At 63.0% G+C, this 19860-nt stretch carries 22 protein-coding genes; 11 read left to right on the top strand and 11 right to left on the bottom strand.

Annotated features, from left to right (window positions below):
- Positions 1-23: 23 nt before the first annotated feature.
- The 5 genes from BMI85_RS17045 to flgF are packed head-to-tail and all read right to left on the bottom strand — an operon-like array spanning position 24 to position 3448.
- Positions 24-458: a flagellar basal body-associated FliL family protein gene (locus BMI85_RS17045; protein WP_143595148.1), complete on the bottom strand. Its 435-nt coding sequence runs from the start codon at positions 456-458 to the stop codon at positions 24-26.
- Between the two features lie 9 nt (positions 459-467).
- Complete coding sequence (gene flgH, locus BMI85_RS17040; protein ID WP_347430640.1) at positions 468-1223, bottom strand: flagellar basal body L-ring protein FlgH; 756 nt, start codon at positions 1221-1223, stop codon at positions 468-470.
- Positions 1220-1897 carry a flagellar basal body P-ring formation chaperone FlgA gene (flgA, locus tag BMI85_RS17035; RefSeq protein WP_078602118.1) on the bottom strand — a complete coding sequence of 226 codons (678 nt, stop codon included), beginning with the start codon at positions 1895-1897 and terminating at the stop codon, positions 1220-1222. The genes flgH and flgA overlap by 4 nt, the downstream gene beginning before the upstream one ends.
- A gap of 4 nt (positions 1898-1901) precedes the next feature.
- Complete coding sequence (gene flgG, locus BMI85_RS17030; protein WP_078571508.1) at positions 1902-2687, bottom strand: flagellar basal-body rod protein FlgG; 786 nt, start codon at positions 2685-2687, stop codon at positions 1902-1904.
- Between the two features lie 23 nt (positions 2688-2710).
- A complete protein-coding gene (gene flgF, locus BMI85_RS17025; protein ID WP_078602117.1) occupies positions 2711-3448 on the bottom strand; it encodes a flagellar basal-body rod protein FlgF in 738 nt (245 codons plus the stop codon).
- Between the two features lie 143 nt (positions 3449-3591).
- Here flgF and BMI85_RS17020 point away from each other — a divergent pair, with 143 nt between their 5' ends.
- The 4 genes from BMI85_RS17020 to BMI85_RS17005 all read left to right on the top strand — a co-directional run bounded on the left by BMI85_RS17020 (position 3592) and on the right by BMI85_RS17005 (position 9325).
- On the top strand, positions 3592-5373 hold the full coding sequence (locus tag BMI85_RS17020) for a hypothetical protein (RefSeq protein ID WP_078602116.1): 1782 nt from the start codon (positions 3592-3594) through the stop codon (positions 5371-5373).
- A 133-nt stretch (positions 5374-5506) separates the two neighbouring features.
- Positions 5507-6805 carry a flagellar hook protein FlgE gene (locus BMI85_RS17015; RefSeq protein WP_078602115.1) on the top strand — a complete coding sequence of 433 codons (1299 nt, stop codon included), beginning with the start codon at positions 5507-5509 and terminating at the stop codon, positions 6803-6805.
- 27 nt (positions 6806-6832) lie between these two features.
- Entirely contained in the window at positions 6833-8245 is a 1413-nt protein-coding gene (flgK, locus tag BMI85_RS17010; RefSeq protein ID WP_078602114.1) for a flagellar hook-associated protein FlgK, read from the top strand.
- A gap of 12 nt (positions 8246-8257) precedes the next feature.
- The gene (locus BMI85_RS17005) at positions 8258-9325 is read left to right on the top strand and encodes a flagellin (protein ID WP_078602113.1); all 1068 of its coding nucleotides are present in this window, start codon (positions 8258-8260) and stop codon (positions 9323-9325) included.
- Positions 9326-9334: 9 nt separating this feature from the next.
- Here the strand turns inward: BMI85_RS17005 and BMI85_RS17000 are convergent, their stop codons facing one another.
- The gene (locus BMI85_RS17000) at positions 9335-10087 is read right to left on the bottom strand and encodes a response regulator transcription factor (protein ID WP_078602215.1); all 753 of its coding nucleotides are present in this window, start codon (positions 10085-10087) and stop codon (positions 9335-9337) included.
- Between the two features lie 152 nt (positions 10088-10239).
- Here BMI85_RS17000 and BMI85_RS16995 point away from each other — a divergent pair, with 152 nt between their 5' ends.
- The 7 genes from BMI85_RS16995 to BMI85_RS16965 all read left to right on the top strand — a co-directional run bounded on the left by BMI85_RS16995 (position 10240) and on the right by BMI85_RS16965 (position 14980).
- Entirely contained in the window at positions 10240-11397 is a 1158-nt protein-coding gene (locus tag BMI85_RS16995; protein ID WP_078545150.1) for a flagellar basal body P-ring protein FlgI, read from the top strand.
- Positions 11397-11714 carry a rod-binding protein gene (locus BMI85_RS16990; protein ID WP_078602112.1) on the top strand — a complete coding sequence of 106 codons (318 nt, stop codon included), beginning with the start codon at positions 11397-11399 and terminating at the stop codon, positions 11712-11714. Before BMI85_RS16995 ends, BMI85_RS16990 begins: the two co-directional genes overlap by 1 nt.
- Complete coding sequence (locus BMI85_RS16985) at positions 11707-12201, top strand: hypothetical protein (protein WP_078602111.1); 495 nt, start codon at positions 11707-11709, stop codon at positions 12199-12201. The genes BMI85_RS16990 and BMI85_RS16985 overlap by 8 nt, the downstream gene beginning before the upstream one ends.
- Positions 12202-12320: 119 nt before the next feature.
- Entirely contained in the window at positions 12321-13148 is an 828-nt protein-coding gene (locus BMI85_RS16980; RefSeq protein WP_078521982.1) for a flagellin, read from the top strand.
- A 159-nt stretch (positions 13149-13307) separates the two neighbouring features.
- Positions 13308-13709: a flagellar biosynthesis regulator FlaF gene (locus BMI85_RS16975; protein WP_078602110.1), complete on the top strand. Its 402-nt coding sequence runs from the start codon at positions 13308-13310 to the stop codon at positions 13707-13709.
- A 15-nt stretch (positions 13710-13724) separates the two neighbouring features.
- Complete coding sequence (locus BMI85_RS16970) at positions 13725-14159, top strand: flagellar biosynthesis repressor FlbT (RefSeq protein ID WP_078521978.1); 435 nt, start codon at positions 13725-13727, stop codon at positions 14157-14159.
- Positions 14153-14980, top strand: a complete 828-nt coding sequence (locus tag BMI85_RS16965; protein ID WP_078602109.1) for a DUF1217 domain-containing protein — start codon at positions 14153-14155, stop codon at positions 14978-14980. The genes BMI85_RS16970 and BMI85_RS16965 overlap by 7 nt, the downstream gene beginning before the upstream one ends.
- A gap of 24 nt (positions 14981-15004) precedes the next feature.
- Here BMI85_RS16965 and BMI85_RS16960 read toward each other — a convergent pair whose 3' ends face one another.
- The 5 genes from BMI85_RS16960 to fliF all read right to left on the bottom strand — a co-directional run bounded on the left by BMI85_RS16960 (position 15005) and on the right by fliF (position 19733).
- Positions 15005-16021, bottom strand: a complete 1017-nt coding sequence (locus BMI85_RS16960) for a flagellar motor switch protein FliG (protein WP_078602108.1) — start codon at positions 16019-16021, stop codon at positions 15005-15007.
- A gap of 124 nt (positions 16022-16145) precedes the next feature.
- Positions 16146-17009: a flagellar type III secretion system pore protein FliP gene (fliP, locus tag BMI85_RS16955; protein ID WP_078602107.1), complete on the bottom strand. Its 864-nt coding sequence runs from the start codon at positions 17007-17009 to the stop codon at positions 16146-16148.
- Complete coding sequence (locus BMI85_RS16950) at positions 17006-17407, bottom strand: FliM/FliN family flagellar motor switch protein (RefSeq protein ID WP_078602106.1); 402 nt, start codon at positions 17405-17407, stop codon at positions 17006-17008. Before BMI85_RS16950 ends, fliP begins: the two co-directional genes overlap by 4 nt.
- Positions 17408-18058, bottom strand: coding sequence for a FliH/SctL family protein (locus BMI85_RS16945; RefSeq protein ID WP_078602105.1), 651 nt, complete (start codon positions 18056-18058; stop codon positions 17408-17410).
- A gap of 1 nt (position 18059) precedes the next feature.
- Positions 18060-19733 carry a flagellar basal-body MS-ring/collar protein FliF gene (fliF, locus tag BMI85_RS16940; protein WP_348638982.1) on the bottom strand — a complete coding sequence of 558 codons (1674 nt, stop codon included), beginning with the start codon at positions 19731-19733 and terminating at the stop codon, positions 18060-18062.
- Positions 19734-19860: the final 127 nt, after the last annotated feature.

The raw sequence follows: 19860 nt of genomic DNA, 5'->3' as shown, positions 1-19860 counted from the left end.
CGCGGTGCGCGGCGGGGGCTTTCCTATCCTTGCTTGAATGGCGCCGCGCTGTTCACCTTCGCCGCCTGTAAGCCGGGCACACGGTCCTTGAGACCGCGCTCGAGCAGCGGGACGAGCTCGCCAGGCGTGACCGTATCGGGATCGAAGATCCGATTATCCGCGAGTCTGGTCAGCAGATCGAGCGTCTCGTCGCGCAGTTTCGGCACGAGCGCCGGTCCATCGGGGAGGTCTTCTCCCTTCAGAACCAGCGTCACGTCGACCGTCAGATAGCTCACCGCGCGCGCCCGGAAGATCGGGACCGTGATCGGCCCCAGCGCGACGTCGCGTGGGGCAGGCTCTGGCGGCACTTCGGCCGCTTTGGGCCCCGGCGCGATCTGGCTGCCGCCAAGATAGCCCAGACCCGCCGCGACGATCGGCACCACCACTATAAGCAGGACGAGTGTTCTCCAGCGCGGCATCGGTCGCGCTCAGTAGGGCAGGACGACGTCGAGCGCGTCTTCCCCGTAGCGGGGCTGTTGCACCTTGCTGATCTGACCGCGCCCTCCATAGGAGATGCGCGCCTCGGCGATCTTCTCGTAGGGGATGGTGTTGTCCATCCGGATGTCTTCGGGACGGATGATCCCGGCCACGCGCAATTCGCGCAGCTCGTGATTGACCTTCACCTCCTGGCGTCCGGCGATCACGAAATTCCCGTTTTGCAGCTTCCGGATCACGAGGGCTGCGACCTTGAGGCTGATCGTTTCGTTGCGTTTGATCGAGCCGGTGCCGCTTGCGCTCGATTGCGAGCTGAGATCGACGATGTTGCTGCCCGTGGGCAGGTCTTTCTCGCTGACGCCGGGCAGGATCTTCGCGATCTTGCCGCCATAGCCGAGGAAGGTCGGGAAGCCGACGCTCTGGCTGCCGTCGCGGCTGCGCTGAGAAGCGTTTTGAAGCTGCGCCTCGTCGTTGATGTCGATATCGACGGTCAGCAGATCGCCCACCTTGTCGGCACGCTGATCGCCGAAGAAGCCGGTCGAACCGGTCTGCCAGAGCGACGCGGCCTCGGCCCGCTGCGGAACGCGCGTAGGCTCCAGCGGCGGCATCGGAACGCTGACCCGGTTCACTTCTGGGATCGTGTCGCCATCGACGACCATGTCGCTCACTTTCGGGTCGCGCTCGAAGGCCGTGCCGGGACCGCAGGCGGCCAGCGCGAGCATCGGCAGGATGTAGAACGGATGTCTCACTTCTGAATCTCCACTTTGCCGTCGGGCTTGGCGATGCCTTCGACAATCTTGTTGCTTACGAGATTGACCACGCGCACCGACTGATCCGCATGGGCGTCGGAGATCGCCTTGCCGGGCGCAGTCAGCGACATCGCGCCTTTCGAATATTCGATCGAGACCGGGTCGCCGCGCGAGATGATGACCGGCTCGGTGATCGACTGGCTCATCACCGGACGCCCACGCGCGAGCACGCGCCGAACCTGCATCCCCTCCAGATGGTCGAGCTGGGTCACGGCATAGGCGCCGACTTGGCCATAGGGCAGGTCGACCATCTGGAAATCATCGCCCGACAGGATGGCGCCGGGGAGAATCTGCTGCGTCGGCACCGGAACGGGCAGGTTTAGCAGTGCAAGCCCCGCGAGGCGGCGCACATCGCCCGAAGCCTCGACCGCATTCGCGAGAAACTGCCCCGTGGAGCGATCCATCCAGAAATCGCTGATCATCTCCGCGTCGCCCGGATCGCTGTCTTGCAGCGTGATCTCGAAATGACCGCTCGGCGGCATCTCGAGGCCCCAGGATTGTTCTGCCTTCTCGGCGATCAGCACGCGCACGGATTCCGCGCTCGCGGGACCGGCAAGAAGCGCGGTGACGAGCGTGGCGAGAACGGCAGTCGCAGAGGCGAATTTCGGGATCATGGCATCACTTGATCTGGTTCGAGGTGGACATCATCTGGTCGGCCGTCTCGATCGCCTTGGAATTCATCTCATAGGCGCGCTGCGCCGAGATCAGGTCGGTGATCTGCTGGATGATGTTGACGTTGGAGCTCTCGAGATAGCCCTGACGCAGGATGCCGACGCCCGGATCGCCCGGCAGCGCCTCGGTCGGATCGCCCGAGGCGGTCGTCGCCTGCAGAAGGTTGTTGCCCAGCGGTTTCATCCCCGCCTCGTTGACGAAGGTCGACATCGTGATCTGGCCGATCTGCACCGGGGTCGGGTCCTTGCCGACATAGGCCATCACGAGGCCCTGCTGGTTGATCTCGACATTGGTGGTGTTGGCCGGGACGTTGATCCCGGGTGCGACCTCATAGCCGTCCATCGACACAATCTGGCCCTCGGGGCTCAGCTGGAAGGTGCCGGCCCGCGTGTAGGCCTGACTGCCATCGGGCATGTTGAGGGTGAAGTACCCGCCGCCGTCGATCGCGAGATCGAGCTGATTTTCGGTCTGCACCAGACCGCCTTGCGTGTTGAGCCGCACCACGCCCGCGCTTTGCACGCCGAGGCCGATATCCACGCCTACAGGCCGCGCGGTCCCGTCGGCGGAGGTCAGCGAGCCTTCGCGTTGCAGCGACTGGTAGACCAGATCCTGAAACGCGGCGCGGCTGCTCTTGTAGCCGGTGGTGTTCGCGTTCGCGATGTTGTTCGAGATCACGTCCACATTGGTCTGCTGGGCCAGCATCCCCGTCGCGGCAATTCCAAGTGCTCTCATGGTTCAGCTCCTTTTCGCGCCGGTCAGACTTTGCCAAGCCTGCGCAGTGTTTCCTGACGAAGGGTGTTCTGTTCATCCATCAACTTCACCGCCCGCTCGTAGGAGCGCTGGATGTCCATCATCCGGGTCATCTCGACCACCGGCTGGACATTGCTCTCTTCGACGAAGCCCTGCGCAACCTGCGTCGTGTCAGACGGGGTGAAGGCGGGGGCGGCACCTCCGGGCGCAGCAAAGAGGCCGCCGCCCAGCCGGTTGAAGCTTTGGATGTCGGGCACGGTGAACATGCCCAGAGTGCCGATGGTGCCGCTATTGGGCCCCGAAATCGTGCCGTCGCGGGAGATCGTGATCTCCTCGCCCGGCGGGATCGCGATCGGCGCGCCGCCCCGGTCGAGAACCTTGTTGCCCGTCAGCGTCACGAGATTGCCCTGCGGGTCGACGGCCAGTCGCCCGTCGCGGCCAAATGCCGTCTGGCCCGCGGGCGTGGTATAGGCGAGCCAGCCGTCCCCGTTCAGCGCCACATCGAGCGGGTTGGACGTCTTGGTCAGCGAGCCTTGGCGGTCATCGAGATAGGAGCCCTTGTCGAGCACGTAGCTCACGTCATCCTCGGGGCCCGCAGTGCCCTTCGAGTTGTAGCTCTCGGTCAGCGAGCGTTCCGCCTTGAAGCCAGCCGTGTTGGCATTGGCCATGTTGTTGGCCGAAATGTCGAGGCTGCGCCACAGCGTCGAGGCGAGGGATAGAGAGACGTAATTTGAGCTATCCATGAATTTCCGTCCGCGAGAATGGATCTTGTGGCTTTGTGCTTGGATCGCTGCCAATTTCCACTCAATAATGTTTGCTAATCTTAGAATAATCAATACTATTCTTTAATACGCAAAGGAATTCTGATGCGTTTGGGCAAGAGGTGATGGAATTGCGAGGCGGTTTTCCCTTCATGGGCGGCGTTTTGGCGCTCTGTCTTCTGTGCGGCGGCGCTGCGGCGGAGACGCTGCCCGCGCCTCCTCCTTTCGATTTCGCGCAATACACACAGGCGGGGTTCCTAGCGGATCGCGATGCGCTGGCCGCTGGCGTTGCCGCAGCCGAGCCGGGACCCTCGCGCGCCATTGCGCGGCTCGATCTTGCGGAATTCTATCTCGCCCATGTCATGCTTCCCGAGGGGCGCTCGCTGCTGGGCGACGAGATGCCCGACGGTTTGATCCCGGCAGAGCAGGCTCGCTGGCGCGCGATTGCGGCCGGGTTCAGCATCATGGAAGGGACGGGGGTGCCGACTGGCACCCTCCTGCCGAATGCCGACTGGGCGAACTGGCAGGACTATCACCTCTGGGCGGCGCTGAACGCGATCACGCAGGGCGACGCGGTAGAGCTTGAAGGCAATCTCGCGGGTGCGGCTGACCGACTTCCGACCTATCCGCCCGTTTTCGTCGAGGCCTGCCTGCCCGCGCTTCTGGAAGGCGCGATCGCGGTCAGGAAATGGCCGCTGGCCCAGCGGCTGAGCCGGGATTTCGATAACTACCCCGAGCTTAAATCGCAGCCGGTCTATAGCTTTCTTATTGGGCGGGTGGCGGAGCAGTCGCATCATCCCGACAAGGCCTATGCCGCCTATCGCGAAGCGGCGAAGGGGCAGGATCGTTACGCGCAGCGGGCGCGGCTTGCGTTGGTCAGTTTGGGGCTCGAGCATGGAGCGCTGACGCCCGACCAAGGTTTGTCGATGCTCGCCGAGGCTAACCTTGCGTGGCGCGGCGACAGGTTCGACCTGCAGGCGCTCGAACAGCGTGCGCATTTGGGCGAGACGTCCGGCCACGATGTGGATGCGCTGATTGCCTATGGTGAGATCCTCACCCGGTTCCCCGAGCGTCCGCAAGCGCGCGCGGCGGCGCAGGCCGCCGACAATCTGCTCAAGGCGTTTTATGCGAAGGGCGCCGCGGGGAAGATTTCGCTCACGGATTTTGCTGAGGGGCATCAGCGGTTGGAGACCTATTACGAAGTCCGCCCCGATTTTCAGACCTATGCCGAGCAATTCGCGGATCGCCTTTTGGAGCTGGGCGCGACGACTCAGGCCGCCACGGAATATCGCAAGATCCGCGAAGCTCTGAGCGCACAGCGCAAGGATAACCCCGAGGCGGTGTCGCAAGACAGGATGGCCTATCTGGCGCTGCGCGAGGCGGAGGCGCTTGCGCGCGGTGGGCAATTCGCCCGCGCCGCCAAGGTGTTGGAGGCTTCCGAGCGTCCCGCCGATGCTCAGGAGCTGAACCAGTTCAACGCGCTGCAGGCCCGCGTTCTGGCCGAGGCCGGGAAGACCGACGCGGCCTTGCAGGCCAAGGTGACCTCGCACTCGGTCGATCATCTGCGGCTTCAGGCGCGGCTCCACTGGAAGAAGGGTGATTGGAAGGCGGCGACCCAGTCCTATCGCGAGTTGTGGAAGAAGGCCCCGGACGATTTCTCCGAGACCGACGCGGTCGAATTGCTGCTGGCCGCCTACCGGTCGGGCGACCTGACCACCGCCCGCAGCGTCGCCGAGGTCTTCCCGCGTCTGGCGGGGCGCGAAGATCTGAACAAGCTCGTCGCAAGCCTTCTGGCGGAGCCCGCCAAGCTCAGCCCGCTGATGGACGCGGCTGCGCGGGACCGGCTGCGCAAGGCGGATGACGCGCTCGAGATGGTCGGGTCGGAGGCGAAGCAGGCTGGCGGGTAGATATCTTTGCTATGCATTGCTCCTCGCCGATATCGTCAAAGAAAAAACGTAGATATTTTTAACTCCAGTTAAACATCAGTCGCATATCTCCTAGATAGGACCCCCTTCTCTTCGGACATGAGAGGATAAAACCATGAGTATTTCGAGCGCGATGCAGACCGGCGTGAGCGGCCTGAACGCAAACTCCGTCGCCGTTGGCGAAATTTCCGAGAATATCGCGAATGCGAATACCACGGGCTACAAGCGCAGCTTCGCCCAGATGGTGACCATGACGCCGAGCGGCGGGCTCGATGCGCCCTCGGGCGTCAATGCTGTCGTTTCCTCCGACGTGACGAACGGGGGCGCGGTGATCCCCACCAGTTCCGCAACCGATTTCGCAGTGAACGGCAACGGGTTCTTCGTCGTATCCGGCAGAGCCAATACGAGCGTCGAATCCGATTACGTCTTGACGCGCGCCGGGTCGTTCAAGCCCGATGAGAATGGCGATCTTGTCAATTCGGCAGGCTATTTCCTCTCGGGCTACCCCTATACCGACGGCACGCTCGGCTCGATCGACGGCAACAGCTTCAATGGGCTGAAGACGGTGAACGTGACCGATGCAACGCTGAGCGCGAAGGCGACGACCACGGTCAGCGTGCAAGGCAATCTGCCCTCGCAGGAAACCGGAAACGCGACGCCGGGCGCACCCTTCACCTCGTCCTCGCAATATTTCACGCCGCTCGGTGCGGCGAAGCGGCTCGAGTATTCCTGGCAGCCGACCGCGACCCAGAACCAGTGGGACGTCACCGTGTCCGATGGCGACGGCGTTCCCTACGGTCAGGTCACGGTCGATTTCGCCGCGAGCGGGCCGAATGCGGGTGCCCCGGTCAGCTATTCCGGCGTGACCAATCTCGCGACAGCCCCCGGTGCCTTCTCGATGGACACGACCACGGGCGTCATGAGCCTGACGATGAATGACGGTGGCACGACCCAGCCGATCGACGTCGGTCTCGGCGCGCTGAACAGCTTCGACGGGATGACTCAGTTCGCCGGCGATTTCACCCCGCAGAAATTCGACACGGACGGCTCGTCCGCCGGCGCGCTGACCCGGATGGAGGTCGATGATACCGGCACGATGTACGGGATCTTCGATAACGGCCAGCGGCAGGCGCTCTACAAGATTCCGCTCGCCCATGTGGCGAACCCGAACGGGATGCAGGAGGTCGATGGTGACGCCTATCGGCTGACCCGCAACAGTGGCGACTTCACGATCCACAAGGCGAACGAGGGCCCGGTGGGCACGATTTCCTCGGGGACGCTTGAAGGGTCGAATGTCGATATCGCGCAGGAATTGAGCGATCTGATCCGCACCCAGCGGGCCTATTCCACCAACGCGAAGATCGTCACCACGATGGACGAGATGCTCGACGAGACCACGCGTCTCAAACGCTGATCGTCACGCTGAGAACGGAGTAAGCCGATGAGCCTGACGGGCGCCCTCCAGGCGAGCACGAGCGGTCTGCGCACGGCGCAGATGCAATCGGAAGCGACCTCGCGCAACATCGCGAATGCGAGCACCGAGGGTTATGTGCGCAAGGAGTTGCCGCAGGTCACGACCTCGGGCGGCCTCGTGCAAACCGGCGAGGCGCGGCGCGAAGTCGACGCCTCGCTCAACCGCATGTATCGGCAGCATTCCTCGGCCATGGCGCGCGAGCAGGCGATCTACGAAGCGGTGGGCGAATATACCGCGACCCTCGGCCAGCCGGGCGACGGTCTGTCGCCCGCGGACCGGCTGACCGATCTGCGCAGTTCGATGATCGCGCTGGTGAACAATCCCGGCAGTAACGCGGCGCAAAACGGTGTGGCGGCCTCCGCGCAGGAGATGGTGACCTCGCTGAACCAAAGCAGCGACATGCTCGCGCGGGTCGGCGGCGAGGTCGATATGGAGATCAAATACGACGTCTCCGATTTCAACGAGACGCTGCACAAGATCACCTCGCTCAACAAGCAGATCTCGGACGCGCCGCCCGGCTCGCTCGGCGCAGCCGATCTGGGAGACCAGATGGATGTGCTGGTGGAAAAGGCGTCGAAGCTGATCGACATGCAGGTGCGCCGCTCCACCGACGGGCGCGCGACGCTCTATACCGCTGGGGGCACGCCGCTCGTCGACGGGAACCAGGCCAGCTACATCACCTATGATCAGGTGGCCGGAAAGCTGTTCGCGGGCAAGACAGAGATCACCCCGGACTCCACCGACGCACGCGGCTTCCAGAATGGCAGTCTCGCCGGGCTGTTCGCGGTGAAGAAGGACGTTCTGCCGCGCTTCCAGCTTCAGCTCGACGAGATGGCTCGGGGGCTCGTGCAGGGCTTCGAGAGTGCGGACGCCTCGCTCGCGCCGGGGCAGGCGGGGCTCTTCACCGATGCAGGCGCAGCCTACGATCCCGCAAATCTCGAAGGGTTGGCGGGCCGGATTTCGGTCAATGCGGCGGTGGACCCCGCGCAGGGTGGGCAGCTCTCGCGCCTGCGCGACGGGATCGGCGCCACCGCGCCGGGTGCCGCAGGCGACTCGACCCAGATCGAAGCCTTCGTGTCGATGTTCGACGATCCGCTTTCGGCGGCCCCGGGCACTGGGCTGGAGCCATCGCTGTCGCTGCGCGACTATGGAAGCAACATGATCTCGGCGCAGGAGTTCGAGGGCACCCGCGCGCAGGAGCGTTTCGCCGCCGCGCGCACCGCCGCCGAGACGGTGAACGGCACGCGCCAGGGCATTCAGGGTGTGAACATCGACGATGAGATGCAGAAGCTGATAACGATTCAGCAAAGCTATGCCGCGAATTCAAAGATGATGACTGCCGTCATGAAGATGATGGATACGCTGCTCGAAGCCGTCTGAGGAGACTGAACGATGATCCCCCTAATCCGGAATTCGCTGTCGACCTTGCAGATGAGCTTGATCTCGCGGCGATCGGTCAGCCGCACCACGGCAGAGCTGCAACGGACGAGCGACGAGGTCGCGACCGGCCGCAAATCCGATGTCTATGCGGATATGGGGGCGAAATCGGCCTTCGTGCTCGCGCTGGAAGATCGCGCGACGACCAACTCGCATTTCATTACCTCGAACAAGCTCCTCGGGAGCAAGCTGGATATGATCGTATCCAGCGCGTCGACGGCGCGCGGGGCGGCGCAGGATGTGCTCGGTCTCGCCGTCGGGAACCTCGAGCGCCCCGGCGCTTCGGCGGCGACCCTGCAGCAAAGCGCGCGCGCCGCCCTCGACACCATCATGACGAGCCTGAATGTCTCGCTCGACGGGGAGCATCTGTTCTCCGGGGTGGCTTCGGACAAGGCAGCGCTGCGGGGCTATGACGCGACGAACGGTGCGACGGGTCTCTCGGCGGGGGATGTCCTGTCGGGGATCGTGGGCAGCGGCCCCGCAGATGCGACCCAGGCCGCGGCGATGCTGTCGCAGATCGACAGCGTGTTCGATGACACCAATGCCGATCCGGCCAAACGCTACAGCTCGACCTTCTTCCAGGGCGATGCGACAGCCGGGACGCCGCGCAAAACGGCGCTGATCGGGGATGGCGAGACGCTCGATTACGGGATGCAGGCGGACGATCCCGAGTTCCGCAACCTGATCAAGGGGCTTGCGTTGTTCGCTTCGACCGACGTGTCGAAGATCACTGATCAGGATGCCTATAAAAGCTGGGTGGCAGCCGGCGTCAAAGCGCTGAGCGATGGCGTCGAAGGGCTGCGCAATTCCGAGACTGCTCTGGGTGCGAAGCAGAAGCGGCTCGACATCATACTCACGCAGCAGCAATCGATGGATTCGGTGCTGAACAGTCGTCTGTCGGATTACGTCTCGGTCGATCCCTATGAGGCCGCGACCCGGATGACCGCGCTCCAGACTCAGCTCAACGCGAGCTACAGCGTAGCCGCGCAGATGTCGAAGCTGTCGATCCTGAATTACATGTAACCGTGCGGTTTAGCGCGCGGCGACCGTGCCGACCGCATCGCGCTTGCTATAGGCCGCGAGCTTCGCGTCGTCGGCGCTGTCCAGTTCACTGAACTTGTAGCCACGACCGTAGACCGTCTCGATATATTGGTGGCCGCTATCGGCCGCATCGGCGATCTTCTTGCGCAGTTTGCAGATATAGACGTCGATGACCTTGTCGAAGGGCTGGTCGTCGCTCATCCCGTAGACCGCGTCGTAGATCGCGCCTTTCGCAATCACCTTGTTCGCGTTCAGCGCCAGGTGCTGGAAGATCGCGTGTTCGCGGTTCGACAGCTTCAGGCGGGCGCCCGAGACCAGCGGATCGCGCCCGTCGAAGAAGGCGGTGATCTCGCCGACGCTGATGCTCTCGGCGGCGTGACCATAGGAGCGGCGGATGATCGAATTGATCCGCGACAGCGCTTCGATCCCCTTGATCGGGCTGACCATGACGTCGTCGGCCCCGGCGTCGAGCGCTTCCGAGGCATCGCGTGAGTTCTTGAAATCGCGCATCACCAGAACCGGATTGCGGCAGCCGCAGCTCCGGATGGCCCGGATATAGTCGGTCACTTCCGGGCAGTCGCCGATCAGGATCGCCCGCGTATCGACGCCCTTCTGGTTCAGCGTGCTGAGATCGGACGCGAAGAAGGATGCGGGGACGAGGACGGGTTGCAGCCCAACGCTCTCCAGCTCGCTGAGCAGGCCGCGAACGCGGCCATCGCGAGGCTCAAAGACGTAAATATTCATGCAGGCCTCCATCCCGGGCAAGTTTCTCGCACAAGCGGCAAGATCACGCTAAGTTGCCACAAAGGATTAGTCAAGAATAGTACTGATTTATATTGGACACTATTTATGTTTTGCTTTAATTTGGCGGAATGTGCTGGTGATGTGAGGAAACTATGCTTGCTTCTTTGCGCCGAAAAGGTAATCGGGCGTCGTTTTCTCGCGCCGGGGTTCGTGGGGCGCTCGTCGCGCTCTCCGTCATTGCAGGGACGCTCTGCGCGCTCCCGGCCGCCGCGCAGGTTCGCATCAAGGATATCGCCAGTTTCGAGGGCGTGCGTGAGAACCAGCTCGTGGGCTACGGTCTCGTGGTCGGTCTGAACGGGACCGGCGACACCCTCAACGGCAGCCCCTTCACCAAGAAGTCGATTGAGGGGATGCTCGAACGGCTCGGGGTCGGCAATCTCTCCGGCGACGCGATCAAGACGAAGAACACAGCCGCGGTGATGGTGACGGCAAAACTGCCGCCCTTCGCCCGCCGCGGTTCGACGATCGACGTGACGATCTCCTCGCTCGGCAATGCGGACAGTCTGCGCGGCGGCACGCTGATCGTGACGCCGCTCGTCGGGGCGGATGGCGAGATCTATGCCGTGGGGCAGGGGCCGATCTCGGTCGCGGGCTATAGCGCTAAGGGCAACGCGGCGAGCATCGTGGATGGAGTGCCGACCGTCGCGCGGATGGAGAACGGCGCCATCGTCGAGAAGGAAATCGCATTCGAATTGAACTCGATGAATTCCGTGCGCCTGTCCCTCCGCGAGCCCGATTTCACGACCGCGTCGCGCGTCGCCGGGGTGATCAACGACAAGCTCGGCCACAATACTGCGCAGATGCTCGACCCCTCCACCATCGAGGTGCAGGCGAAGGGAAAATACGGCGTCCCGGAGCTGCTGGCGATGATCGAAAACCTGCCTGTCACGCCCGACTCCGTTGCCAAGGTGGTGGTCGACGAGAAATCCGGGACCATCGTGATCGGCTCGAATGTTCGGATCGATCAGGTCGCGATCAGTCAGGGCGGTCTGACCGTGAAGGTCAAGGAAAGCTACGCGGTCAGCCAGCCGAAGCCGATCTCTATCGGGGAGACTGTCGTAGTGCCCGAAACGGATGTGCAGGTCGAAGAGAGAAACACCCAGTTCAGCGTGCTCCAAGGGGGCGATGTCAGCCTTCAGGACCTCGTGGACGGCCTCAATGCGATTGGCGTGGGCGCCCGGCAGACGATCTCGATCCTGCAGGCGATCAAGGCCGCGGGCGCGCTTCATGCCGATCTGGAGATCATCTGATGAATCCGCTCGATCCGTCGAAACCGTCGCTCTCGGCTGCGTCGCTCAAGGCGCCTGCTGCCTCCGGTGCGAAGTCGCAGGATGCGAAGGAGATCGCCAAGAATTTCGAGGCGACCTTCCTGCAGCAGGCCGTGGGCGAGATGATGAAGACCGTGAAGATGGGCGGGATGGATGGTGGCCACGCCGAGGAGATGTGGAAATCTTTCCTCGCGCGCGGCATCGCGGATGAGATCGCCGCCTCCGGCCGAACCGGGATCGCGCAGAGCGTCGAGCGGATGATCGGCGCCTACAACTCGAACGGAGATGACCATGGCTGACGAGACCCCGTCGCGTTTTCGCAAGCGCATGCAGGCCCGGCGCGAGATTTCCGTCGAAGGCCCCGTTCTGACCGACGAGGATGATGCCAACCTCGCCGCCTTTGAGGCGAATATCGATGCGACGCTCGATCTGTTGCGTGACGAAATCGCGGCGGTCGAGGCGGGGCATCTTGATCGCGTCACCGAGCTTTATGATCGCAAGGCGGACCTGCTGAAGCGGATCGAGTTGAAGATCCCCGTGATCGAGCCGTTTCTGGAAGCGTCTGAGGATGCCGCGCCCGCGCTGCGCGAAAAGCTCCGCCAGCTGAAGACCGCCGTGCAGGATAACAGCGTTCTGCTGTCGCGAATGTCCGAGGCGACCCGCGAGATCGTGCGCGAGATCGAGAAGATCCGGAACCGGCACAGTCTCGATGGCCTCTATGGAAAGAGTGGCAAACCGGTCACAGGACAGGACGGTCCGCAGATGCATATCGATAGGGAATTCTAGATTTTCCGCATTCGTTAACCTGCGCTTAATCTTCGGCCCAAAATTCCTCTCCACGGCTCGCGCCGTTTTTCTGTCAGAAGACGAAAACAAATATCTTTCAGAATGAGGAGTGACTAGAAATGTCGTCCATTCTTACCAATACCTCCGCGATGAATGCTCTTGCGACCCTCCGTGGGGTCAACAAGGGTCTCGAAGACACGCAGAACCGCATTTCGACCGGCAAGAAGATCAACTCGGCGAAAGACAATGCCGCCTATTTCTCGATCTCGGAATCGATGAACAGCGACAGCGGCATGTACAAGTCGATCAACGAAGGTCTGACCCTGACCAAGAACTCGGTTTCGACCGCGCGTCTTGGCGCAGAGTCGGTGAAAGATCTCGCCCAGCAGTTCGTCGAGCGTGTTTCGTTCGCTCAGGGCGACGCGGTGGATCATGCTGCGGTCCAGAAGGAACTCCGCAGCATCGTCGATCAGATCGGCACCACGATCAGCCAGGCGACCTTCAACGGCGACAGCCTCGTCGACGGTTCGGCCAACGTGACGGTCGTCACCGGGATCAGCCGCGCAAGCGGTTCCTTCGCGACCACGTCGATGACCTTCCAGGCGGTCGATCTTTCTTCGCTTCAGGCGACGCTGAGCGGGATCGATATCTCTGGTGGTTCGGCGGCGGTTCTGACCAGCGCGCTGACGAGCGCCCAAAGCGCCCTGTCGACGGCCATCGACAACGCGACCTCGCTCGGTGTTGCGGAGAAGTCGCTGGAATCCCAGCAGGACTTCCTCGGCAAGCTGACCGACAAGCTCGACACCGGTGTCGGCAACATGGTCGATGCGGACATGGAGAAGGAGGCGGCTCGCCTGCAGTCCTACCAGGTCCAGCAGCAGCTCGCGACGCAGTCGCTCTCGATTGCGAACCAGGGCCCTCAGAACCTTCTGAGCCTGTTCCGCTAAATCGTGGCGATGAACTGAATGGAAAGGCCCCGTATGTTGCGGGGCCTTTTCTTTTGCCGCGCTTGGGTTGTCTTTTCCGGCAAAGTTTAAAAACGCCTTTAACCGCGCCGTGCTAAGTTCGGCGAAAGAGAAGAAAAGAATATCGAGAGGAGAGCTTGCATGAGCGTCGCCGCGTATAAGCGAACCATTTCCGAAACCGAGTCTCCGCGGCAGATCGAGCGTCGTATCCTGTCCCGCGTCACCGGCGAGCTGGAAGCCTTTCTGGCCGACTATGACAGCGCGTCGCAGGCCGGGCGAGGGGCGGTCCTCGCGCAGGGTCTGCGCACTGCGCTCTGGGAGAACGAGCGCATCTGGACCGCACTGCGCGATGACCTCGCGGAGCCGGCGAACCAGTTCCCCGCCGAGCTGAAAGCGGCGCTGATTTCTCTCGCGCTCTGGGTCGAGCGGGAGACGCAAGTCGTGATGGGTGGCGGTGGCACGGTCTCGCCCCTCGTCGAGGTGAATCGCAACATCATCCGTGGGCTCAGCGGCGACGCTGGCGAGCCGGTGGCTGCGGAATAAGAAGGGGCGCGGGTCATGGCATTACGACTGACGTTGAAACCGAACGAGCGGATCGTGGTCAATGGATGCGTGATCCGAAATGCCAACCGTCGCCAGACGCTTCAGATCGAGAACACCGCCGACGTGATCCGGGCCGAAGATTTGCTGGATGAAAACTGCGAGCCGACCCCGGTGAAGCAGGCCTACTTCCTGATTCAGACGGCGCTGATCCGCGCCGATACGCGCGACACGCTGGTGCCGGTCATTCAGGAAAAGCTTGCCGATCTTGCCACGATTTTCAGTGCCCCCGTGGTCGGCGGCGTCTTCGAGGCCGCGAACTGGGTCTCCCAGGGCGATTACTACAAGGCGTTGAGCGCGCTGCGCCCGGTCATGCGACGCGAAGAGGAACTCTTCGCGCGCCTCTCCGGAGATGCGAGCCCGGCGGTGGCGCTGGAGGGGGAAGAATGCTGACGATTTCGGGCATGAGCAGCCGCCTCGCGCTGAACCTGATCGACCGGACTCAAGCCAAGCAGCTGGACCAACTGGCGGCAGAGCCGCAACATGCCCGCGCGATCAGCCGTTTCCGCGAGAATATCGCGGATATCCATACCGCAGCCGATCTGGTGGACAATTACGACGCCTATAGTTTCGTGATGAAGGCCTTCGATCTGGAAGACCAGATGTTCGGTAAGGCGATGATGCGCGAAATCCTGTCGAGCGATTCCGCCGACAAGACCTCGCTTGTGAACAAGCTCACCGATCCGCGCTTCCGCAAGCTCTACGATGCGCTCGGGTTCACTAATGGCGGGACGGCGAATACGAACACCTCTTCGACCGCGTGGCAGGACAAGATCGTCGATCAGTATGTCAGCCAGCAGTTCATCAATGGCGAGAGCGAGCAGAACGCGACCGTCGGGTCCGTGCTCGAATTCCGCCAGAAGCTCGATGGCGTCAAAACGTGGTATTCGGTCCTCAAAGACAAGGATACGGCGCAGTTCATGCGCACGGCTCTGGGCATCCCCAATGACGTCGTGAAGCTCGATGTCGAGCGGCAGAAACAGATCTTCGAGGACAAGTTCGACCTCACGAAGCTCAAGGACCCGAAGGAGGTCGACAATCTGATCTCTCATTTCGTCGCCGTGTCCGATGCGCAGAGTTTCGCAACGAATGGCGCGGGGAGTGCTGCGGTGACGCTGATGCAAGGTGCGGTTCAGGGCGGCTCGGGCCAGTTCGTGCCCGCGACCTTCGATCTGACCGCGATCGCGACCTTCTCGGCCTCGCGCTATCGGTAAGCCTGCCTTAGATCGCGGCTGACCTCAGTCGATAATCACGTCATTATCGTCGAGCGGGATGCGGATCTCGTCATCGCGCGACAGCTCTAGCGCATAGTCCACCAGGGCGGATTGCGCCTCTTGCACCTCGCGCCCGCGCACCGGGCCCATCGCGGTCATTTCCTCGTTCAGCATGTCGCGCGAGCGGGCGGGCAGGGCGCTCAGGAAGTAATCGCGCACCTCCTTCTTGGCCCCGCGCAAGGCGAGCGGAAGCGTTTGCCCTTCGACCCCGCGCATGACTTTGACGAGGCTCTGCTGGTCGAGCTTGCACAGATCGTCGAAGGTGAACATCTTCGCCTTGATCGCGCCGAAGGCATCCGGGATGCGCTTCTCCAGACGCTGGGTGATGTCGTCGAACAGCTTGCTGTCGAGCTTGTTGAAGAGATCGGCCATGCGCTGCTGCGGGTCCGGCCCGGTGTTGCGCGTCGCCGAGCTCATGAACTCTTTCTGCAGCGTCTCCTCGATATTCTGGAAGACATAGCGCGGCACGGTGTCGATGCCGATCATCCGCTCGAGCACCTCCATCATGCGCTCCTCGCCCAGAAGCGGCAGCACTTTCGAGGCCACCTCGGGTTTCACTTTGCTGAGGATCGCCGCGACCGTCTGATCGTGCTCTTCCTTCAGGTAATTGGCGATGACCTGTTCGTTGAGTGCGGAGAAGTTCTCCCAGATATTGCGGCCTACCAGCGGGCCCTGGATCTCCTGCATGATGTCGCTCACCCGATCCTCGGGCAGGAACCCCTTGAGCATGCTTTGGGCCATTTCCATCGACCCGACGATACCGCCGCCATCGCCTGCGGTTTCCATGAACTCGCTCATCACCTCTTCCACGACATCGGCGGGGATCGTGCCCAGAGACGAGATCGCGTGGGTGATCGAGTGGATGTCGTAATCGTCGAGCCTCTGCATCAGCCCGGCGCCATGCTTTTCCCCAAGGCAGAGGAAAAGGATCGCCGCCTTCTCTGGGCCGCGGAGTTTCTTGTAATCCCGGGAGGTTTTCATCGTCGGCGCTCGATCTGTTCTGAGGTCTCGGCAAGAATAGCAGTCTATCCTTGTATTCTCAATCAGGATCGCGCGCTATTCTTTGGCGTGAGGTGTTTTCTAAGGATAGGGGTGGCGCGGAGGCTTAGCCGCCCCCGCCATAGGCGACATAAGATTGCATCATGCTGCCTGCGAGCATGTACCAGCCGTCGATCAGCACGAAGAAGATCACCTTGAAGGGCAGCGAGATCATCACCGGTGGCAACATCATCATACCGGCACTCATCAGCACCGAGGCGACGATGAGGTCGATTGCGATGAAAGGCAGGTAGATCAGGAAGCCGATGGTGAAGGCGCGCCGTAGTTCGGAGATCATGAAGGCGGGTACGAGGGTGCGCCAGCTCGCCTCTTCCGCCGTGGCCGGCGCGGGGGTCTCGGGCGCGGGTTCGGCGTTTTGCCCTGCTTCGTTGTCGCGGACGAGATCGGCGAAGAGCTTCAGATCCTTCGGGCGCGTATTGGCAAACATGAAGGCCTTGAACGGCGCGCCGATCCCGACGAGCGCCTGTTCCTCGGTCACCGTGTTGTTCAGAAGCGGCCGCAGCCCGCCGGTCCAGGCATCGTCGAAGACGGGCTGCATGACGAAGAAAGTCATGAACAGCGCCATCGCGCTGAGCACCATATTCGGCGGCGTCTGGTTCAGCCCCAGAGCTGAGCGTAGCATCGAGAAGACGATCACGAAGCGGGTGAAGCTGGTCATGACGACGAGGACGCCCGGCGCGATGCTGAGCACGGTCATCAGCGCGATCAGCTGGATGATCCGCCCGCTCAGGCTGGCGGCGGCGTCGCTGCCCGGGGCGGCATTGTTGAGCCCCTGCGCCAGATCGCCCAGCAAACCGCCCGCCTCCTGCGCCTCGGCGCTGCCGCTGAACGCGAGCGACGCGGCGAGGGTCAGGACGAAGAGCGGCAGGCCAGCCTTCACCGTCAAAGAACGCTTCGCGAGGGTGGTCATCGTGTCGGGACGTAGTCTTTGACGATCTCGGTCAGGGTGACGCCGAGGCGGTTCTCGCCCACCTTCACCAGATCGCCGCGCGCGACGAGCCGGTCATTGATCACCACATCGACCGGCTCGCCGATCTTCTTCTCCAGCTCGATGACCGAGCCGCGGCTGAGGTTGAGAAGCTGCGAGATCGGGATGCGGCTCTGGCCCAGCACGATCTGAACCGAGAGCCCGACATTGAGCATCGCATTGACGTTCTGCCCGTCACCGTCGCTCGCGGCCTGCTTGCTGGCGAGGCTGTGCAGCAGACTCTCCGCGGCCGCAGCGCGGGCTTCGTCCTGCGTCGGCTGCGCTTCGGTTTCCGGCGTCTCAGGCGGTTGCGTGGATTCGGGCGTATCGTTGTCGGGCATTTACACGGCTTTCCTGATTGGTGTGGCTTGGGGCGAGACGGTCTGACGCAAAGCGATGAGGATGCTGCGGCAGACCGTCTCGAAGCTGTAATCCATCACGCCGTCGTCCCAGTCGGCATGGATGTCGCCATCGGCAAGCGCCGGGTCCGCGACGATGTTCAGGGCGGGGCTGTTCGGCCCGGCGCTGGCCTCGATCACCGGTGTCAGCCCCGCGACATTGGCGGGGGAGAGGCGGATCGTGAGGCACGGTTTGCGCAGCGCGATCTCCATCGCCCGCCGGATCTGCGTCTCGACCCGCGCGGTCGAGCAGTTCTCGATGAATTCGGGAAAGACCTTCTCGCAAACGCGCAGCGCGAAGCCGCAAAGGTGCCGCTCCAGCGCGGCCTGATGGGCTAGCTGATTGCCCAGAAGCGTCGCGATCTCGGGGGCGAATTTCTCCAGCGCCTCGGTCTGGCGCGCCTCGAGCGAGGCCATGATCTCGGCGGTGGCCCCGCTGCGCCCCTGCGCGCGGCCTGCCTCGAACCCTTCCGCGCGCGCAGCCGCCGCTGCCGCATCGAGATCGGCCTGGGTGAAGACCTTCAGCCGTTCGGCGGCGCGGCGGGCATCTTCCGCCTGCATCTCTTCATCGAAATCGCGCTGGAAAACCGTCATCTCACGCCTCGTTCAACAGCCAGCCGCGCAGGACCTTGAGGGCCTCTTGCGGCTCGTCTTCGGCGATCTTCTGGATCGCGGAGACCTTGCGCTTCAGGATCGCACCGCTGATCGCGAAGTTGGTGATCAGCTCATCATCTCCGGCGGGGTCATAGCGCTCCGCGCGTTGGACGGGCGCTGTGGGCTCGGCGGTCTCCTGCGTTCGGGGCGCGACGGCGTTGGCGGGCGTTGCGGGCAGGTTGTTGCTCGCCGGCGCCGCTGCTTCCGCCTCGCCCTCGGGGGCTGCGAGCGCCCCGGCGCCGGTCGCCTCGCTCAGCCGCGCGCGCTCGCGGTCGGCCCGGTTCAGCAGCGGGCGCAGGCCGAAGACCAGTACCGCGACCACGATCAGGAGGGCGAAGACCCAGCGCAGGATCGAGACGATATTGTTCGACAGGCGCTGCATCAGCGTCGGGCCAACCGGGCCGCCGACCTCCATCGAGTAATCGATGAAGCGCAGGCTATCGACGGAGACGGTATCGCCGCGGTTCTGGTCATAGCCGATCGCCGATTTCACAAGCGCGGTGAGGCGGGCGATTTCTTCCGGCGAGCGCTGTTCGTATTTCAGCGACCCGTCGTCCTGGACGTTGTAGATGCCGTTCACCAGCACCGCGACCGAGACGCGTTGCACCGCACCGGCTTCGGTCGTGGTCTCGCGCCGGGTGTTGCCGATCTCGTATTGCACCGACTCGCCGTTCTTGCTGCGGCTGTCGGTCGTGCTGCTCGCACCCGGACCGCCAAGCGCGCCGGGGATGTTGTTGCCGGTGTTCACGCCGGAATCGCCGTTCTGCACGCCCTTCTGCTGCTCGGCATTGTTCTGGGTGGAACGGACGACCTGCTGATCGGGATCGAAGCTTTGCTGCACCACGACTTCGCGCTGGTTGGACAGATCGACATTGACCTGCACGCGGGCGTTCCCCGCGCCGACGCGCGCCGTCAGGATCTGCTCGATCGAGCGCGCCATCCGGTCTTCGGTCGCGGCCTTGTTCGACTGCAGCGTCGCTTGCCCGGCCGCGTCGGAATTCTCCGCGAGGATCGTCTCGCCGCTAGCCGAGAGCACGGTCACCCGGTTGCCGTCGAGATTGGGAACTGCCGCCGCAATCAGGTTGCGAATCGCCAGTGCTTCCTTGCGGCTGATCCCGCGAGAAGAAGCGGCGCGGACGATGACGCTAGCACTCGGATCGGGGCTGGTGCGCGAGAAGGCTTCGCGCTCGGGCAGAACCAGATGGACGCGGGCGCTGCGCACCCCGTCGATGGTCTGGATTGAGCGTGCCAACTCGCCCTCCATCGCGCGCAACCGGTTCACATGCTGCATGAAGGTGTTCATGCCGAAGCCGCTCGCATTGTCGAACAACTCCCAGCCGGGTTCGCCATCCACGGGCAGGTTCTTCTCGGCCAGCGCCATGCGGGCGCGGGCGATATCGCCCTCGGGAACCGACACGGCGCTGCCGTCTGCGGAAAGCTGCGTCTTGAACCCTGCCTGTTCGAGCGTGTCGACGATTCCCGCGGCGCTGGAGGGCGAAAGCTGGCTGTAGAGCAGCTTGTAGCTCGGGGCCGTCACGACGGAGAGGCCGAAGACCAGCGCGAGAACGCTGACGACACCGACAGCCCCAAGCATCAGGAGCTTGCGTCGTCCCAAGGATTGAAGGTTCTGCAAGAATTGCTGCACGGCGAACACCAGTTATTCTTAATTTATCCCGTAGATGGTATTCTATCTTTGTATTGCAAGTAAAGTACGGATGTATATACTTCACGATGTCCAGTGA

The organism is Thioclava sp. DLFJ4-1, from assembly GCF_002020145.1.
GTDB classification, from domain to species: Bacteria; Pseudomonadota; Alphaproteobacteria; order Rhodobacterales; family Rhodobacteraceae; genus Thioclava; species Thioclava sediminum.
The sequence above is the reverse complement of the archived record's forward strand: the minus strand, read 5'-3'. Positions and strand labels throughout refer to the sequence as shown.

Coding starts and splice junctions, on each gene's coding strand:
- BMI85_RS17045 (WP_143595148.1), bottom strand. CDS start 458: ATGCCGCGCTGGAGAACACTCGTCCTGCTTATAGTGGTGGTGCCGATC.
- flgA (WP_078602118.1), bottom strand. CDS start 1,897: ATGATCCCGAAATTCGCCTCTGCGACTGCCGTTCTCGCCACGCTCGTC.
- flgG (WP_078571508.1), bottom strand. CDS start 2,687: ATGAGAGCACTTGGAATTGCCGCGACGGGGATGCTGGCCCAGCAGACC.
- flgF (WP_078602117.1), bottom strand. CDS start 3,448: ATGGATAGCTCAAATTACGTCTCTCTATCCCTCGCCTCGACGCTGTGG.
- BMI85_RS17020 (WP_078602116.1), top strand. CDS start 3,592: ATGGAATTGCGAGGCGGTTTTCCCTTCATGGGCGGCGTTTTGGCGCTC.
- BMI85_RS17015 (WP_078602115.1), top strand. CDS start 5,507: ATGAGTATTTCGAGCGCGATGCAGACCGGCGTGAGCGGCCTGAACGCA.
- flgK (WP_078602114.1), top strand. CDS start 6,833: ATGAGCCTGACGGGCGCCCTCCAGGCGAGCACGAGCGGTCTGCGCACG.
- BMI85_RS17005 (WP_078602113.1), top strand. CDS start 8,258: ATGATCCCCCTAATCCGGAATTCGCTGTCGACCTTGCAGATGAGCTTG.
- BMI85_RS17000 (WP_078602215.1), bottom strand. CDS start 10,087: ATGAATATTTACGTCTTTGAGCCTCGCGATGGCCGCGTTCGCGGCCTG.
- BMI85_RS16995 (WP_078545150.1), top strand. CDS start 10,240: ATGCTTGCTTCTTTGCGCCGAAAAGGTAATCGGGCGTCGTTTTCTCGC.
- BMI85_RS16990 (WP_078602112.1), top strand. CDS start 11,397: ATGAATCCGCTCGATCCGTCGAAACCGTCGCTCTCGGCTGCGTCGCTC.
- BMI85_RS16985 (WP_078602111.1), top strand. CDS start 11,707: ATGGCTGACGAGACCCCGTCGCGTTTTCGCAAGCGCATGCAGGCCCGG.
- BMI85_RS16980 (WP_078521982.1), top strand. CDS start 12,321: ATGTCGTCCATTCTTACCAATACCTCCGCGATGAATGCTCTTGCGACC.
- BMI85_RS16975 (WP_078602110.1), top strand. CDS start 13,308: ATGAGCGTCGCCGCGTATAAGCGAACCATTTCCGAAACCGAGTCTCCG.
- BMI85_RS16970 (WP_078521978.1), top strand. CDS start 13,725: ATGGCATTACGACTGACGTTGAAACCGAACGAGCGGATCGTGGTCAAT.
- BMI85_RS16965 (WP_078602109.1), top strand. CDS start 14,153: ATGCTGACGATTTCGGGCATGAGCAGCCGCCTCGCGCTGAACCTGATC.
- BMI85_RS16960 (WP_078602108.1), bottom strand. CDS start 16,021: ATGAAAACCTCCCGGGATTACAAGAAACTCCGCGGCCCAGAGAAGGCG.
- fliP (WP_078602107.1), bottom strand. CDS start 17,009: ATGACCACCCTCGCGAAGCGTTCTTTGACGGTGAAGGCTGGCCTGCCG.
- BMI85_RS16950 (WP_078602106.1), bottom strand. CDS start 17,407: ATGCCCGACAACGATACGCCCGAATCCACGCAACCGCCTGAGACGCCG.
- BMI85_RS16945 (WP_078602105.1), bottom strand. CDS start 18,058: ATGACGGTTTTCCAGCGCGATTTCGATGAAGAGATGCAGGCGGAAGAT.